This window comes from Roseobacter sinensis (assembly GCF_025755255.1).
In the GTDB taxonomy this organism is placed as follows: Bacteria; Pseudomonadota; Alphaproteobacteria; order Rhodobacterales; family Rhodobacteraceae; genus Roseobacter; species Roseobacter sinensis.
In genome coordinates, this window is record NZ_JALIEB010000006.1 from 97,831 (window position 1) to 112,876 (window position 15,046).

Annotated in this window: 15 protein-coding genes; 11 read left to right on the forward strand and 4 right to left on the reverse strand. The window is 64.7% G+C overall.

Features of this window, described 5'->3' with window-relative positions:
• Positions 1–106: 106 nt before the first annotated feature.
• The 3 genes from MUB52_RS11250 to MUB52_RS11260 form a co-directional block, all read right to left on the reverse strand.
• Entirely contained in the window at positions 107–460 is a 354-nt protein-coding gene (locus MUB52_RS11250) for a DUF4345 family protein (RefSeq protein WP_263844319.1), read from the reverse strand.
• A 38-nt stretch (positions 461–498) separates the two neighbouring features.
• Positions 499–1,233, reverse strand: coding sequence for a leishmanolysin (locus MUB52_RS11255; RefSeq protein ID WP_263844320.1), 735 nt, complete (start codon positions 1,231–1,233; stop codon positions 499–501).
• A gap of 266 nt (positions 1,234–1,499) precedes the next feature.
• Positions 1,500–2,231, reverse strand: a complete 732-nt coding sequence (locus tag MUB52_RS11260; RefSeq protein ID WP_263844321.1) for a FadR/GntR family transcriptional regulator — start codon at positions 2,229–2,231, stop codon at positions 1,500–1,502.
• Between the two features lie 71 nt (positions 2,232–2,302).
• Between MUB52_RS11260 and MUB52_RS11265 the strand changes: the two genes are divergently transcribed.
• The 6 genes from MUB52_RS11265 to MUB52_RS11290 all read left to right on the forward strand — a co-directional run bounded on the left by MUB52_RS11265 (position 2,303) and on the right by MUB52_RS11290 (position 7,263).
• Positions 2,303–3,076 (forward strand): DUF2182 domain-containing protein, encoded by a 774-nt coding sequence (locus MUB52_RS11265; RefSeq protein WP_263844322.1) that lies wholly within the window; start codon positions 2,303–2,305, stop codon positions 3,074–3,076.
• A gap of 3 nt (positions 3,077–3,079) precedes the next feature.
• On the forward strand, positions 3,080–3,787 hold the full coding sequence (locus MUB52_RS11270; protein WP_263844323.1) for a DUF1326 domain-containing protein: 708 nt from the start codon (positions 3,080–3,082) through the stop codon (positions 3,785–3,787).
• Positions 3,784–4,299 (forward strand): DinB family protein, encoded by a 516-nt coding sequence (locus MUB52_RS11275; RefSeq protein WP_263844324.1) that lies wholly within the window; start codon positions 3,784–3,786, stop codon positions 4,297–4,299. Before MUB52_RS11270 ends, MUB52_RS11275 begins: the two co-directional genes overlap by 4 nt.
• Positions 4,290–5,393: a dimethylsulfoniopropionate demethylase gene (locus tag MUB52_RS11280; RefSeq protein WP_263844325.1), complete on the forward strand. Its 1,104-nt coding sequence runs from the start codon at positions 4,290–4,292 to the stop codon at positions 5,391–5,393. Before MUB52_RS11275 ends, MUB52_RS11280 begins: the two co-directional genes overlap by 10 nt.
• A gap of 92 nt (positions 5,394–5,485) precedes the next feature.
• Positions 5,486–6,478 (forward strand): acryloyl-CoA reductase, encoded by a 993-nt coding sequence (gene acuI / locus MUB52_RS11285; RefSeq protein ID WP_263844326.1) that lies wholly within the window; start codon positions 5,486–5,488, stop codon positions 6,476–6,478.
• Positions 6,475–7,263 (forward strand): metallophosphoesterase family protein, encoded by a 789-nt coding sequence (locus MUB52_RS11290; protein WP_263844327.1) that lies wholly within the window; start codon positions 6,475–6,477, stop codon positions 7,261–7,263. Before acuI ends, MUB52_RS11290 begins: the two co-directional genes overlap by 4 nt.
• A gap of 41 nt (positions 7,264–7,304) precedes the next feature.
• Here MUB52_RS11290 and MUB52_RS11295 read toward each other — a convergent pair whose 3' ends face one another.
• On the reverse strand, positions 7,305–9,158 hold the full coding sequence (locus tag MUB52_RS11295) for a BCCT family transporter (protein WP_263844328.1): 1,854 nt from the start codon (positions 9,156–9,158) through the stop codon (positions 7,305–7,307).
• A gap of 274 nt (positions 9,159–9,432) precedes the next feature.
• Between MUB52_RS11295 and MUB52_RS11300 the strand changes: the two genes are divergently transcribed.
• The 5 genes from MUB52_RS11300 to MUB52_RS11320 all read left to right on the forward strand — a co-directional run bounded on the left by MUB52_RS11300 (position 9,433) and on the right by MUB52_RS11320 (position 15,017).
• Positions 9,433–10,656 carry an aminotransferase class V-fold PLP-dependent enzyme gene (locus MUB52_RS11300; RefSeq protein WP_263844329.1) on the forward strand — a complete coding sequence of 408 codons (1,224 nt, stop codon included), beginning with the start codon at positions 9,433–9,435 and terminating at the stop codon, positions 10,654–10,656.
• 68 nt (positions 10,657–10,724) lie between these two features.
• The gene (locus MUB52_RS11305; protein ID WP_263844330.1) at positions 10,725–12,143 is read left to right on the forward strand and encodes a cryptochrome/photolyase family protein; all 1,419 of its coding nucleotides are present in this window, start codon (positions 10,725–10,727) and stop codon (positions 12,141–12,143) included.
• Positions 12,144–12,218: 75 nt separating this feature from the next.
• A complete protein-coding gene (locus MUB52_RS11310; protein WP_263844331.1) occupies positions 12,219–13,430 on the forward strand; it encodes an SAM-dependent methyltransferase in 1,212 nt (403 codons plus the stop codon).
• Positions 13,431–13,456: 26 nt separating this feature from the next.
• Positions 13,457–13,897 carry a TrgA family protein gene (locus MUB52_RS11315; protein ID WP_263844332.1) on the forward strand — a complete coding sequence of 147 codons (441 nt, stop codon included), beginning with the start codon at positions 13,457–13,459 and terminating at the stop codon, positions 13,895–13,897.
• A 13-nt stretch (positions 13,898–13,910) separates the two neighbouring features.
• Positions 13,911–15,017, forward strand: coding sequence for an NUDIX domain-containing protein (locus MUB52_RS11320; protein WP_263844333.1), 1,107 nt, complete (start codon positions 13,911–13,913; stop codon positions 15,015–15,017).
• Positions 15,018–15,046 lie beyond the last annotated feature (29 nt).

Consider the following 15,046-nt stretch of genomic DNA (forward strand, 5'->3'; position numbering starts at 1 on the left):
AAATAAAATAGTATCAACTCATAAGTAGATGTAATTAATGTCATTCGAAGCCAGGCCGTACGTCCGTCGGCGGTCGGCACACAGGACGACAACCGCGCGGACGCGCTCAAACCAGGTTAGCGCCCAGAAAGGCCGCAGCGAGTGCGGCTTCGATCCCACCAAAGATCAGCACCTTGCGTCGCGGCGGCTCATCGAAGATCAAGGACAGCCCGCGTCCCAGCGCGGCCCCGACGAACGCGAAGCCGATCATCGCATAGGCCAGCGGCTCATCGAGCCAGAGGGCCGCGAGCCCGGCCACCACGAAGAGACCACCCACCGAGGCGCGCATCTCGCTGAGCCCCATGGTGCTGTCGGTCGGCGCGAGGTCCAGCGCGGCGGCGGTGTAGCGTGGTGCGAGGAATCCGAAGAGCCCGAAGGTGATGGTCATGAGGCTTGCGCAGATGTTCAGAAGGTCCAGCATGCGGCGCGATCTAGACTGCGCGCGGCCGCTGGCAAGCGTCAGTTCAACACAACCGGCTCGGGACGGCCCATGCGGCAGAGATCGCAGATGCGCACCGCCTCGGTGATGCCCATCTCGGCCAGCGCGCGGAAATCGGGCAGGGTGTAGTCATCCGCGGCGCCCAGATCGACCTCGTAGCCGAGGTCCTGAAAGGAAGCGATGGAGAGCCGGCTGATCGGCCGGTTGGCGCCCGACAGAAAACCGGTGAGCAACTCGTCTCCGAAAATGAGCTCGCGCCAGTGGCCCTCGCGCGTGCCCGCGCCGCCGGTGTTGGCAATGGGCACCGCGGCACCCGTGCCGCCGAGATCGCGGTACTCGACCGTTGATTGCGCGCCGACGAAGCGCGGATCGTTCGTGCCGCTGGCCTGCACCAGCCCGGCGCGGGCCCAGAGTGTGCCGAACCCCAGCACATGTGCCATCTCATGCAGCACCACGTCCTCGAAACTGGTGTTGGCCTCCAGCCGTTCGACGTCGGCGGTGTCGAACTGCATGATGCCTGCGACGGGAAGCTCCGAGCCCGGGCGCAAGGCGGTGGGGCCGGCTTGCCCGAGTACGCCGTCCGGCCCGTCGATCGGGGCGATCGACACCTCGATGAGCACGCCGTCCAGGCGGCGCCCATCGAAGTCGATCGGCTCGAAGGCGGTTTCGATGATGGCATCCCAGCGGTCGGCGGCGCGGGTGAAGGCACCGCGGCGGCTGTCGGAGATTGGGGTGGTGAAATCGAGTGTGATCATATCAGGGCCTCATGCTTTGACGCGGCCTCTCGGGCCGTCTTCTCCATGACGTGGGGGCGCGGTAGCCCAGGGGGAACGGCCACCCCTGCAAGCGGCGCATTCCTGCGAGAACGACGAATGGCGGGCGGCGGGTTCCGGCCTAGAGACTGCGGTGAGGGACTTTCGCTCCAACCGTGGAGGTGTTTTGCCTGTTGGGCAGCGCGAGGCCAAGGACGAAGGCTGTCCTCAACGCAAAGGACAGACAGGGAGACGTGTCGTCCGCTGCTCTAGCGGCGGGCGGCACGCGCGGCGAAAACGCTTTGTGCCAGCGTTTGGGTTTCCTGCTCCAGCGCAGTCAGAGCGGTGGCCGTGGCGCCACCGTCTTGCGCTTCGATGGCGTCGGCGATGCCTTCATGCAGCGCGATGATGCGGGCGCGGTCGCGGGCGGTGAAGGTGATCATGTTCATCAGCGGCTGCATCGCCTCCACAGCGCCCGCGAGCTGGTAGCTCAGCACCGGGTTTCCGGCCCCATCCACCAACGCGCGGTGAAAGGCCACGTCGGAGGCGCAGAAGGCTTCGTCAGTCAGGCCCGGCTGAGCCTGGCGATGGATCTCGGCGCGCATGGTCGCGAGGTGATCCGGCGTCCGCCGTGCGGCTGAGAGCGGGGCGCAGGCGCGCTCGAGCGCGTAGCGCGCCTCGCAGGCGGTTTCGAAACTCACCGCGTTCATGCTCAGCAGCAGCGTCGAGGTGGTGATCTGCTGGGGTTGCGCCGCCTCGAAGCTGAGCCGGTTCACGAAAGCGCCGCCAGTCGCCCCGCGCTGCGTGCGGATGAGCGACTGCGCGGCCAGCCGCTTCAGCGCCTCGCGCACAGTGGGGCGCGAGACGTCGAATTGCTCGGCGAGCTCCGCCTCGGACGGCAGGCGTTCGTCGACAATCAGGCTGCCGGAGATGATCGCATCGCGGATGGCGCCCGCGATCTGGGCAGAGAGGTCGACGGTGCTGTCGGGGTCGATTTTCATATGTCTTACATTTAATGTTTGCCCGGGTTCTAAATGTCTGGCATTTGAATCGCAAGGAGACAAGGCGACTCATGCAAGGCACCCTGCGCACCACTCTCTGGTTGGGCTTTTTCGCGGCAATCTTGGCCGCGTGGTGGGTGATGTATGCGATGAGCGTCGAAATGGACCTCGACCTGCTGGGCCGTCCCGGCCCGGCGGGGCAGGCGATGGCGGCGATGGATCCGCGCATGCCCATGTATATGCCGATGGCGACTTTCGGGCCGCTGTTCGCGATGTGGGCGGTGATGATGGCGGCGATGATGCTGCCGACGCTGGTGCCCACGCTCCGCGCATATGAGGACCTGATGGTCAGCGCAAACGGAACCCGCGCCGGGTGGTTGGGCGTGCTGCTGGGCTACTTCATCGTTTGGGTGGGCTTTGCCGCGGTCATCACGGGTGCACAGCTTGCGCTGCTCTTTGGTGGCGTGGTGGATATGCTGGGCATCGCCCGGAGCCCTTGGGTCGCGGGCGGATTGTTGCTCGCCGTGGGCGCCTTCCAGTTCACGCGCGCCAAGGACATCTGCCATGGTGTGTGCCACGCGCCGGCCATGTATTTCCTGGGGCACTGGCGCACCGGCTTTGCGGGCGGGCTCCGCATGGGTCTGGGCCTGGGCGCATTCTGCGTCGGCTGTTGCTGGGGGTTCATGAGCCTCGGCTTTGTCGGCGGGGTGATGAACCTGGCGTGGATGGGCCTCGCGACGCTCTTCATGGTGATCGAGAAGCTGCCGCAGATCGGGCATTATGTGACGAAACCAATGGGTGTGCTGCTGTGCCTCGCGGGGCTTGCGGTCATCGTGGGAGGATAGGATATGGCCAAGAACAGAAAGCCGGATGCGGATCGTCTGCCGATCAGCCAGCGGATCGACCAGCGGATGCCGAACCCAAAGCGTCGGGAGATGAGCCCGACGGAATGGGCGATCAAGGGGGAACTGTTCCTCAACTGCTCCTGCACGGTGTTCTGCCCTTGCGTGGTGTCGCTGGGCGCGCATCCGCCCACTGAAGGGCACTGCCACGCCTGGATGGCGATTGCCATCGACGAGGGGCACTACGAGGGCGAAGACCTCGGCGGTCTGAACATCGGGCTGCTCGTCGACATCCCTGGCCGGATGGGCGAGGGGAACTGGAAGGTCGCGGCTTACGTGGACGAACGCGCCACGGGCAAGGCCTACAACGGGATCTTGCAGATTTTCTCGGGTGCTGCGGGAGGCACGACGGGGCTCTTCACGATGCTGGTGAGCGAGATTATCGGGGCGGAACGCGCGCCAGTGGAGATCGTGCGGGACGGCAACCGCCGCTCCATCATGATCGGGCGCAAGATACAAGGAGAGATCGAGATGCTGGCGGGCAAGGATCCCGAGCATCCGGTGATGGTGAGCAACTCGAAGTACTGGATGGGCCCCGATATCATCGCGGCCACCGGGCTGAAGAGCCGGGTGCGGGATTATGGCCGCGTCTGGGATTTCGGCGGGAAATCGGCCGAGATCTGCCCGATTGACTGGAAAGGTCCCAAGCCGTGATCGACCGGGAGTATGTGCGGCTGATGGCGCGCTACAACGCCTGGCAGAACCATTCGCTCTATTACGCGGCCGCTGGTCTGGACGCCGAGGCGCGCGAGGCCGACCGCGGCGCGTTCTGGGGGTCGATCCGCAAGACGCTGGCGCACCTTGCCTGGGGCGACCAGATCTGGATCGCGCGCTTTGATGGCGGTGACGGTCCGGCGATGGGCGCGATGGAGGCATTCGAGGCCTATGATTGGGAGACGCTCTGGTCGCTGCGGCCCGAACTCGATGCCCGCATCGCTGGATGGGCTTGGTCGGTGGCGGACGATGATCTGAAGGGGGACTTGACGTGGCATTCGGGCTTTCTCGGCGCCGACCTGACCCGTCCGAAGGCGCTCTGTGTCGTGCAGCTTTTTAACCATGAGACCCATCACCGCGGGCAGGTCCATGCGATGCTCACCGCGGCCGGCGCACGGCCCGACGATACCGATGTACCCTTCATGCCTGACGAGGTGCCGGAATGGCGCTGATTTCTCCCTCGCGGCGGTTGCGCCGCACGCCCTTTTCCGACGGTGTCGAGGCCGCGGGCGTGAAAGCCTACACGATCTACAACCACATGCTGTTGCCGACGGTCTTCGAGAGCGTTGAAGCGGATTATCACCACCTGAAGAACCACGTTCAGGTCTGGGATGTCTCGGTAGAGCGGCAGGTGGAACTGCGCGGGCCTGATGCGGCGCGTCTGATGCAGATGCTGACCCCGCGCGATCTGCGGGGGATGCTGCCGGGGCGGTGTTTCTACATCCCCATCGTGGATGAAACCGGGGGCATGCTGAATGATCCTGTGGCGGTGAAGCTGGCCGAGGACCGCTGGTGGATCTCGATTGCGGATTCGGACTTGCTGCTCTGGGTCAAGGGCATTGCCAATGGCTGGCGGCTCGATGTGCTGATCGACGAGCCGGACGTGAGCCCGTTGGCCGTGCAGGGGCCCAAGGCGGACGACCTCATGGCGCGGGTCTTTGGCGACAGCATCCGGGATGTGCGGTTTTTCCGCTTCGGCCTTTTCGAGTTTGAGGGGCGCGAGCTGGCGATTGCGCGCTCGGGCTACTCCAAGCAGGGCGGCTTCGAGATCTACATGGAGGGCAGCGACCTGGGCATGCCGTTGTGGAATGCGCTCTTCAAGGCGGGCGAAGACCTGAACGTGCGCGCCGGCTGTCCAAACGCCATCGAGCGGATCGAGGGCGGTTTGCTGAGTTACGGCAACGACATGACCGACGACAATACGCCCCATGAATGCGGGCTCGGGCGGTTCTGCGACACGCAGACGGCGATTGGCTGCATCGGGCGCGATGCGCTCCTGCGGGTCGCCAAGGAAGGGCCCGTGCAGCAGGTCCAGGCGATTGCGATTCAAGGCGATCCGGTGCCGGTCTGTGATCGGATCTGGCCGCTTTATGGCTCGGGCCGACGCGTGGGGCAGGTGACCTCTGCCGCCTGGAGCCCCGACTTTCAGACCAATGTCGCCATCGGTATGGTGCGCATGACCCATTGGGACAGCGGCACCGAGTTGGAGGTGGAGACGCCCGATGGCATGCGCAAGGCTGTGGTGCAACCAGGCTTCTGGGCGTGAGCGAGGCGACAGCTGTTGCGCCATTGAGTATTTGTGGACGGGTGAAGCGGGAGGCCATTTGCCCCACGCATCCCGAAGGACAGGAGAGAGCGATGTTCAAGGCACTTGTGGTGGACAAGGATGAGGAAAGCGGCAAGACATCCGCTGCCGTCGAGGAGATCGATGCAGCCCGCCTGCCCGAGGGGGATGTGACTGTCGCAGTGGAGTATTCCACGGTGAACTACAAGGATGGTTTGTGCATTGGGCCCGGAGGCGGGCTGGTGCGGCAGTATCCGCATGTGCCGGGGATCGATTTTGCCGGGACCGTCGAGGCATCGGACGATGACCGCTACACACCCGGCGACAAGGTGGTGCTGACCGGCTGGCGCGTGGGCGAGGTGCATTGGGGCGGCTATGCGCAGAAGGCGCGGGTCAAGGCCGATTGGCTGGTGCCCTTGCCCGAGGGGCTGGACACGCGGGCGGCGATGGCCGTGGGGACAGCGGGTTTCACCGCGATGCTGGCGGTGATGGCACTGGAGGACCATGGGTTGAAGGTTGGCGACGGGCCGGTTCTGGTGACAGGGGCCGCGGGTGGCGTGGGCTCGGTCGCGACGGCGATCCTTGCGCAACTCGGCCATGAGGTGGCCGGTGTGACAGGCCGCCCAGAGACCGCCGAGTATCTGAAAGGCCTCGGCGCGAGCCAGATCGTGGCGCGCGAGGAGATCAATGAGACCGTGAAGCGCCCGCTGGAGGCGGAGACCTGGTCGGGATGCGTCGATGCGGTGGGTGGCGCCATGCTGGCACGGGTGCTGGGGCAGATGAAATATGGCGCCTCGGTTGCCGCTGTGGGGCTTGCGGGCGGCGCGGGGCTGCCTGCGACCGTCATTCCCTTCCTGCTGCGAGGTGTGAACCTCCTGGGCATCGACAGCGTCATGCAGCCCTATGACAATCGCGTGCGGGCCTGGAGCCGGATTGCCAGCGATCTGCCGATGGACAAGCTCGAGGCGATGGTACAGCCCGCAACCCTGTCTGACCTGCCGCAGCTCGGCGCCGAGATTCTCAAAGGTCAGGTCAAGGGCCGTGTGGTCGTCGATGTGAACGGATGACCGCTGTCCCCGAGCACGGGTCGCATGGGGCAGCGATTGCGGTCATTGCGGATGTGCATGGCAACAGCGATGCCCTGCGCGCCGTGCTGGCCGATATCGATGCTCTGGGGATCGGCCCGATCCTGAACCTCGGGGACCATTTCAGCGGGCCGCTTGCTGCCGCCGAGACCGCAGAGCTGATCGCTGCGCGCGACATGATCTGCATTCGCGGCAATCATGACCGCTGGCTGATCGACCAGTCCCCGGACGAGATGGGGCCCTCGGACCGGGTTGCCTACGATCAACTGGCGGAGCGTGATCTCGACTGGCTGCGGTCATTGCCCGCGACCCTGCCTCTGGGCGACGATATCTTCATGTGCCACGGGACCCCGGCCAGCGATACGAGCTACTGGATGGAGCGGGTGGCGCCCTCGGGTGAGGTGCTGTTCCGCCCGCTTGATGAGATCGAGACGGCAGCGGACGGGCTAGAGGCGCCCGTCCTGCTCTGCGGGCACACGCATCGCCCTCGGCTGGTTCGGTTGCGCGATGGTCGGATCATCCTGAACCCCGGCAGCGTCGGACTGCCGGCCTATGACGACGATCTGCCCGTCTACCACGTGATGGAAAGTGGAAATCCAGCGGCCTGTTATGCCGTCCTGAGCAAGGGGGCTGCGGGGTGGGATGTCAGTTTCCGCGCGGTGCCCTATGACGCCTCGCGGATGGCGGCCCTGGCCGAGGCGGCCGGACGACCGGACTGGGCCAGTGCCGTGGCAACGGGGTGGCTGAGGGCGCAGACACAAGCGTGAACGCCCCAAGGGTGGGGCGCCCACGTTGGTGCGGTGGCCGGTTACTCGGCCGGTTGCGGATCGGTCTCGCCGATGGTCATGCCGGCCTTCACGCGGCGGCCGTCGTTGACGAGCGCCTTGATCAGCGCGATCGCCATCAGCACCATCACCATGGTGAAGGGCAGGGCACCGACGATCATCGCGTCCTGAAGCGGTGCGAGCGGGTCCGCGTTGTTCGGATCGATGGCCCCCGCCACAATCAGGCTGCCGATCACGAAGGTCAGGATCAGGCCCCAGATGATGCGATGCTTGACGCCCGTCTCCTGCTCGCCGCCCGACATGATGGTGTTCATCACGAGGATGCCGCTGTCCGCCGAGGTCACCAGGAACGTCATGATCAGCACGACGCACATGATGATGACCGCACCCAGCAGCCACTCCGGCACGATCATCTGCAGTGAAACGAAGAGCTTGTTGGTGTTCGACGCGGCGATGATGGCGCCGTCGGCCACGCCCTGAAGCTCGTTGTTGACCGCGGTGCCGCCGAGAATGGTGAGCCAGGCAAAGCACACCAGCGCCGGGGCGATGACGCAGCCGAAGATGAACTCGCGCACCGTGCGGCCCTTGGAGATGCGCGCGAGGAACAGGCCCACGAAGGGTGAAAACGCGATCCACCAGGCCCAGTAGAAGGTCGTCCAGCCCGACTGCCAGCCGAAAAGACGGCCCTGGGTGCCGGCCTCATAAGCCGCGGCCAGAGTGGCTGGCGCAAGGGCGGCGGCGTCGCCGTCTAGGCCGGAGGCGAAGCTGTCGTAGCTGCCCCAGGCATTGGTGGCTCCGCTGTAGAGGCTCCCCGCGACGGGCTGTGCCTCGGCGGGCAGGGCGGCGGCGAAACTCGCCTCATCTAGCGGGCTATAGGCTTCGAAGCTCAGCGGGATGAAGTTCCAGACGTAATCCGCCAGTGCGGTGCCATAGGTTGTCAGCGAGAAGAGGAACGAGCCGAAGACGATGAAGGTCAAGAGTAGCAGGAGCGACAGCACCAGATTGAGGTTCGACAGATACTTGATGCCGCGCCCGACGCCGGAGACGGCGGAGAGGATCGACATGCCCATGATGATCGAAAGCGCCGTGATCAGCCCGACGGTGGAAGGTTTTGCGGCCTCACCTTCGGCGGCGGTGCCCATAAGCCACTCCATGCCCGTCACGTTGTAGACGCCATCGACGAACTGGCTAACGCCATAACCGATGGTGACGGCGACGCCCAGGATGGTTGCAACCACCCCCAGCACGTCGACCACATGGCCCAGGAAGCCATTGGCAAAGCGGCCCAGAAGCGGGGTCAGCGCCGAGCGGATGGTCAGCGGCATGTCGCGGGTATAGGCGTAGTAGGCGAGGCTCAGCCCGGTGATCACGTAGATCGCCCAGGCATGAAAGCCGAAGTGCAGCAGCGCATAGCGGAAGGCCGATTGCACCGCCTCGGCCGAATTGGGATCGGCGCCTTGCGCCACGATCACCGGGTTCGAGCCCCAGAGGCCCACTGGCTCGGCGGTGGCGAAGACCATGAGCCCCACACCGAGACCGGCGCCGAACATCATCGCGAACCACGAAAAAGTCGTGAATTCGGTTTTGGTGTCCGGCCCGCCGAGCTTGCGTTTGCCCGTGGGCAGCAGCGCCACGACAAACAGAAAGAACGCGAAGAAGCCGACGGAGATGATGTAGAAGGCGTTGAAATCCTGAAGCGTCGCCCAATTCCAGGCGTCGAGCGTTTGGGTGGCTCCGATGGGCCAGATGATGGCCCAGAGCACGAGGGCGACCATGGTGATTTTCGACAACAGCGCAATCGGCAAGCTGTAGCCTTCGTAAAAGCCGGAGTCCTGGGTGTTGATCTCCAGGTCCGTAAAGGGCGGTTTGACTGACATGTGTTTTGTTTTCTCTCTGTTGCGATCCGACCATCTTGATGGGTCGGTATCGGGGTCAGACCGGCGTTCGCGCGATGGCGCGGTATGTTTCGCCGACCGTTTGGAGGACGCGCGGACCCCGCGCGATGCTTGAGTCTGCCAAATGATTCCCGTGCCAGTTGTCGAATCCGCGACATGTCCGGCACTAAAGCGACGAAAAATGAGACTCGTGCCTGCCGCGCCTCTCTGTATTTCGTTTCTTGACCTGCGCCCTCCATCGGGGAACGGTGCGGGCATGACACTTGATACAGACTTCGTCCGCCGCCAGTTTCCCGCCTTCTCCGAGCCGAGCCTGCAGGGGCAGGCGTTTTTCGAGAACGCGGGCGGCTCCTACACCTGTGGGGCCGTGATCGACCGGCTGATACGGTTCTACCGAGAGCGCAAGGTCCAGCCCTATGCTCCCTACGAGGCCAGCCGGCTGGCGGGAGCCGAGATGGATGAGGCGCGCACGCGACTGGCGGCGATCCTCGGGGTGGAAAGTGATGAGCTGAGCTTTGGCCCCTCGACCACGCAAAACACTTACGTGCTTGCGCAGGCCTTTGCGCAGATGTTGCAGCCCGGCGAAGCGATCGTCGTGACCAATCAGGACCACGAGGCGAACTCCGGACCCTGGCGGCGGCTCTCGGATCGCGGCATCGAGGTCCGGGAATGGCGGCTTGATCCCGACACCGGGCATCTCGATCCCGAGGATCTGGAAAACCTGCTGGACGATGATGTCCGGCTGGTGTGCTTTCCGCATTGTTCGAACGTTGTGGGCGAGATCAACCCGGTGACGGAGATCACGGCCCTGGCCCATGCGGCGGGCGCCTTCACCTGCGTCGACGGAGTGTCGTACGCGCCGCACGGGCTGCCGGATGTGGGCAGCCTGGGCCCCGACATCTACCTCTTCTCGGCCTACAAGACCTATGGGCCGCATCAGGGGCTGATGGTGATCCGCCGCACGCTGGGCCAGTTGCTGCCGAACCAGGGGCACCATTTCAACGGCGACGTGCTCACCAAGCGCTTCACGCCCGCGGGGCCCGATCACGCGCAGGTGGCGGCCTGCGCCGGCATGGCGGATTACATCGACGCGCTCCATGACCACCACATCGGCGGGGCCGCCAGTCCGGTGGAGACGGGCCGCGCCGTGCACGACTTGATGCGCGCACATGAGGTCGCGCTGCTTGCGCCGCTGCTCGAGGCGGTCAAATCGCGCAACTCCGTCCGGCTGATCGGGCCGGGCGACGCAGAGCGGCGTGCACCCACGGTGGCCCTGGCGCTGGAACAGCCGGGCGAAGAGGTGGCCGCTCTGCTGGCCGATCACGGCATCATGGCGGGCGGCGGCGACTTCTACGCGGGCCGCCCGCTGGAGGCGATGGGCGTCGATACACAGAAAGGCGTTCTGCGCCTGAGCTTTACGCATTACACGACCCCCGGCGAGATCGACCAGCTGCTGAACGCGCTCGACGATGTTTTGTGAGCTTTCGGGTTGATCCAAAGCGATTTGGCTTACGTAGCATTTGAAATGAATTGCAAAGGCCTTGCTGCGTGAGTGTGTCTCCTGTTCTTGTGTGGTTTCGCCGCGATCTGCGGTTGAGCGACCATCCGGCCTTGCATGCAGCCTGCGACAGCGGGCGCCCCGTGATCCCGGTCTTTATCCATGACGACAGCGTGGCCAGCTTGGGTGCTGCGCCGAAATGGCGGCTGGGGCTGGGGTTGGAGTGTTTCGACGCTGCGCTCCGCGAGAAAGGCAGCCGCTTGGTGCTGCGGCGCGGAGACGCATTGGAGGTGTTGCAGGATTTGATCGACCAGACGGGAGCCGAGGCGGTCTATTGGTCGCGGCTTTACGATCCCGAAGCGATCAAGCGCGACACCGCGATCAAATCGGCGCTGAAGGAGGCCGGCGTCGAGGCGAAGTCCTTCGGCGGGCATCTGATGTTCGAACCCTGGACGGTCGAGACCAAGACCGGCGGGTTCTACAAGGTCTATACGCCGTTTTGGAACATGGTGAAGAGCCGCGCCGTCGAGGCACCGCTGTCCGCGCCCAGCGAGATTCCGGCGCCGGAGAGCTGGCCCGGCAGCGACGATCTGGACGACTGGCACCTGGGGGCGGCGATGGATCGCGGCGCGGCAGTGGTGCGGCCCCACGTGCGGCTGGGGGAAAAGGCGGCGCAATCGCGGCTGGGGGCCTTCATGGCGCAGATCGTGGCCGGCTATGACGAAACCCGGGATCTGCCTGCGGTGGACGGGACCTCGGGGCTGTCTGAAAACCTCAGCTTGGGTGAGATCAGCCCGCACCAGTGCTGGCATGCCGGGCTGCGGGCGCGGGAAGAGGGAAAGGCGGGCGCCGAGACATTCCTGAAGGAGTTGGTCTGGCGCGAGTTCGCCTACCACCTGATGCACCACACGCCGCAGCTGCTCACTGGCAACTGGAAAGAAGACTGGGACGCCTTCCCCTGGAATCAGGACGAGCGCCTTGCCGAGGTGCGGCGATGGAAACAGGGCCGCACCGGCATCCAGTTCGTCGATGCGGCGATGCGCGAGATGTATGTGACGGGGCGGATGCACAACCGTGGGCGGATGATCGTGGCGAGCTACCTCACCAAGCATCTGCTCTGCCACTGGAAGATCGGGCTGCAGTGGTTCGAGGACTGCCTGATCGACTGGGACCCGGCGAGCAACGCGATGGGCTGGCAATGGTCGGCAGGCTCCGGCCCCGATGCCACGCCCTACTTTCGCGTCTTCAACCCGGTCACACAGCTCGACAAATTCGACAAGGATCGCGCCTACGTGCGCCGCTGGATCGCGGAAGGACGCAAAAGCCCGTCGGAGACCGCGCTGGCCTACTTCGACGCGGTGCCGCGCAGCTGGGGGTTGAGCCCGGAGGACAGCTATCCGGAGCCGGTCGTAGCCGCTGACGAAGGGCGGCAACGAGCCCTTGCGGCTTACGAGAACCGGGAGTTTTAGAAAATGAAGCAATATCAACTTGCTATGGGATATGTGTCAGCCTAGCCTGACCAAGATGCGAAACGGGGAGCGCAGATGGTTTTAACGACGACTCAGGGGCAGGCGGGGCTGCCGCGGTACTTCACGCATGTCTTTGCGATGGCACAGCAGATGCAGAGCGGGCGGGCGGATTTCGTCCTGCCGGACGGGCGCCGCTTTCGGGCCGAAGGGCACGGTCCCGGCCCGGTGGCCGAGCTGCATATCCACAACGAGGATCTCTTTGCACGGCTCATTCGCGAGGGCGATCTGGGGTTCTGCGATGCCTATCTCGATGCCTGGTGGTCCACACCCGATTTGCAGGCCTTCATGGATCTGGTGCACGCGCAGGACAACGAGCACATCTACGACGGCTTTCCGGGCATGATCGTGCTGCGCAACTTCGAGAAGTTCCGCTTCTGGCTGCAGCGCAATCACAAGACACAGGCGCGGCGCAACATCAGTTTTCACTACGATCTCGGCAACGAGTTCTACGGGCTCTGGCTTGACGACACGATGACCTACTCCTCCGCGCTCTTCGAGAACGGGCAAGAGAGCACAGAGAAGGCGCAGATCGCCAAGTACAAGTCCATGGTCGATGAGATGGGCGCGCAGCCGGGCGATCATATCCTCGAGATCGGCTGCGGCTGGGGCGGGTTCGCCGAATACGCAGCACGCGAGCGCGGGCTCAAGGTTACGGGGCTGACAATCTCTGAAGAGCAGTTTAGGTACGCTCAGGAACGTATTGAAAAAGCAGGACTTTCTGATCGCGTCGACTTCAAACTGCAAGATTACCGGGATGAGACGGGCATCTATGACGGGATCGCCAGCATCGAGATGTTCGAAGCGGTCGGCGAGCGCTATTGGCCCGCTTACTTCAACGTGGTGCGCGAGCGGCTGAAGCCGGGCAAGGCGGCCACGCTGCAGATCATCACCGTCGCGGACCGGCGCTGGGCGGTCTACAAGCGCGGGGTGGATTTCATCCAGAAATACATCTTTCCGGGTGGCATGCTGCCGAGCCCCAGCGTATTGCGCGACCAGATCGGCAAGGCGGGGCTGGCGGTGGAACGCTCCATCGAGTTCGGCGAGAGCTATTCCGTGACACTGCGCCGCTGGCACGAGACGTTCAACGAGAAATGGGATCAGGTCAGCGGCTTGGGCTTTGACGAACGCTTCCGTCGGCTGTGGAATTTTTATCTCACCTCTTGTGCTGCGACCTTCCAAAGTGCCAATTGTGATGTCACACAGATCACCGTGAAGCGGCCGGGGTAGGGTCGCACGACTGACAAGGACGACAGATGCCCGACGCCGCCCGCCTCGTTGCAGCCATTTGCATCGGTCTTCTGGGTTACATCGTGTCTCTCCAGATTATCCCGTTGATGCCCGAAAGCACCGATTTCGGTTATTTTGTCTACGTGAACGCGGTGATCGGTGTGTTCGTGGGCTGGACCGTGATGGGCAAGCGTGCGGGCCGCGGGCTCGCGGCGGCAGTGAACAACGGGTTCGGCGGCGCGCTGATGCTGGTGCTCTGGGGGCTTTTCATCCACTCCTGCGTGCAGATGTTCGACCGGGCGATGGCGAATTGGTACAACGGTGCCTTCCAGGCTCTGCTCGCCATCGTGAAATTCATGGCGGAATACGGGCTGGTGATGATCAACCCGCTGGTGATCTTCACGCTGATTGCGGGCGGTCTCTTGGCCGGCCTCTTCACGGAATTCGCCTGGCGGACCTGGCGATGAGCACATGGGGGCCGTGAGCCCGCTCTTCTTTTTCGGCACGCTGCGACACCCGCCACTGCTTGAGGCGGTGCTGGGGGACATCACGCACCTCACGCTCAGTGCGGCCGAGCTGCCGGGCTACCGCGTCAGCGCCGCGCGCGAAGGCCCCTTTCCGGTCATCACGGTGGCGCCAGGTGCCGTCACCTCGGGCCTTCGGGCCGAGGGCCTGCGCCCGAACGATGTGGCGCGGCTCGATTACTATGAACAGGCCTTCGGCTACCAGCTTTGCGATGTCACGCTCGCGGATGGCACCGGCGCGCGCGCCTATTTGCCCCGAGCGGGCGTCTCGACGCCAGACGGCCCCTGGTTGCTGGCGGATTGGGTGCGGGATTGGGCGCCGCTCAGCCTGCGGGCGGCGCGTGAGGTGATGGGCTATCGCGACGCGAAGACACCGGACGAGGTGGGCGTGATCTTCCCGCGCATCCGGGCCCGTGCCTGGTCGCAGATCAACGCGGCCAACAGTCGCCATGGCGCCGGGACGCTCGACGGGCAGATCGACATCGTCGACCGCCGCCGGGTCTATTCGGAGTTCTTCGCGCTTGACGAGATCGACTTGCGGCACCGCCGATTTGACGGCGACATGGGGCCGCAGACAACCCGCGGCGTCTTCGTCGTCTCGGACGCGGCGCTGGTGCTACCCTATGACCCGCAGCGGGACCGTGTGCTGCTGGTGGAGCAGTTGCGTGTCGGCCCGCTGGCGCGCGGTGACCGGGCCTGCTGGCAGCTGGAGCCCATCGCGGGGCTGATCGACCCCGGCGAGACGGCCGAGCATGCGGCCCGTCGTGAGGCCGAGGAAGAGGCGGGCCTGACCCTTGGCGCCTTGCATCCCGTGGGCGAAACCTATGCCTCGCCCGGCAATTCAACCGAGTTCTACTATACTTTCGTCGGGATCGCCGATTTGCCCGATGAAACGGCTGGCCTCGGCGGGCTGGAAGCCGAGCACGAGGACATTCGCGCGCATCTGATGTCCTTCGACGCGCTGATGGCGCTCTGCGACAGCGGCCAGGCGGCCAATACGCCGCTGGTGATGATCGCCTATTGGCTGGCCCGCCACCGGGACCGATTGCGCAGCGCCTCTTGAGGTCGCCTCACCGCACGGCTAGGTGTTGA

What these genes read in the sequence shown, in the direction of transcription:
- MUB52_RS11265 (WP_263844322.1), top strand. Translation starts at nt 2,303, where the DNA reads ATGCAAGGCACCCTGCGCACCACTCTCTGGTTGGGCTTTTTCGCGGCA.
- MUB52_RS11300 (WP_263844329.1), top strand. Translation starts at nt 9,433, where the DNA reads ATGACACTTGATACAGACTTCGTCCGCCGCCAGTTTCCCGCCTTCTCC.
- MUB52_RS11315 (WP_263844332.1), top strand. Translation starts at nt 13,457, where the DNA reads ATGCCCGACGCCGCCCGCCTCGTTGCAGCCATTTGCATCGGTCTTCTG.
- MUB52_RS11280 (WP_263844325.1), top strand. Translation starts at nt 4,290, where the DNA reads ATGGCGCTGATTTCTCCCTCGCGGCGGTTGCGCCGCACGCCCTTTTCC.
- MUB52_RS11295 (WP_263844328.1), bottom strand. Translation starts at nt 9,158, where the DNA reads ATGTCAGTCAAACCGCCCTTTACGGACCTGGAGATCAACACCCAGGAC.
- MUB52_RS11310 (WP_263844331.1), top strand. Translation starts at nt 12,219, where the DNA reads ATGGTTTTAACGACGACTCAGGGGCAGGCGGGGCTGCCGCGGTACTTC.
- MUB52_RS11255 (WP_263844320.1), bottom strand. Translation starts at nt 1,233, where the DNA reads ATGATCACACTCGATTTCACCACCCCAATCTCCGACAGCCGCCGCGGT.
- MUB52_RS11270 (WP_263844323.1), top strand. Translation starts at nt 3,080, where the DNA reads ATGGCCAAGAACAGAAAGCCGGATGCGGATCGTCTGCCGATCAGCCAG.
- MUB52_RS11290 (WP_263844327.1), top strand. Translation starts at nt 6,475, where the DNA reads ATGACCGCTGTCCCCGAGCACGGGTCGCATGGGGCAGCGATTGCGGTC.
- acuI (WP_263844326.1), top strand. Translation starts at nt 5,486, where the DNA reads ATGTTCAAGGCACTTGTGGTGGACAAGGATGAGGAAAGCGGCAAGACA.
- MUB52_RS11250 (WP_263844319.1), bottom strand. Translation starts at nt 460, where the DNA reads ATGCTGGACCTTCTGAACATCTGCGCAAGCCTCATGACCATCACCTTC.
- MUB52_RS11260 (WP_263844321.1), bottom strand. Translation starts at nt 2,231, where the DNA reads ATGAAAATCGACCCCGACAGCACCGTCGACCTCTCTGCCCAGATCGCG.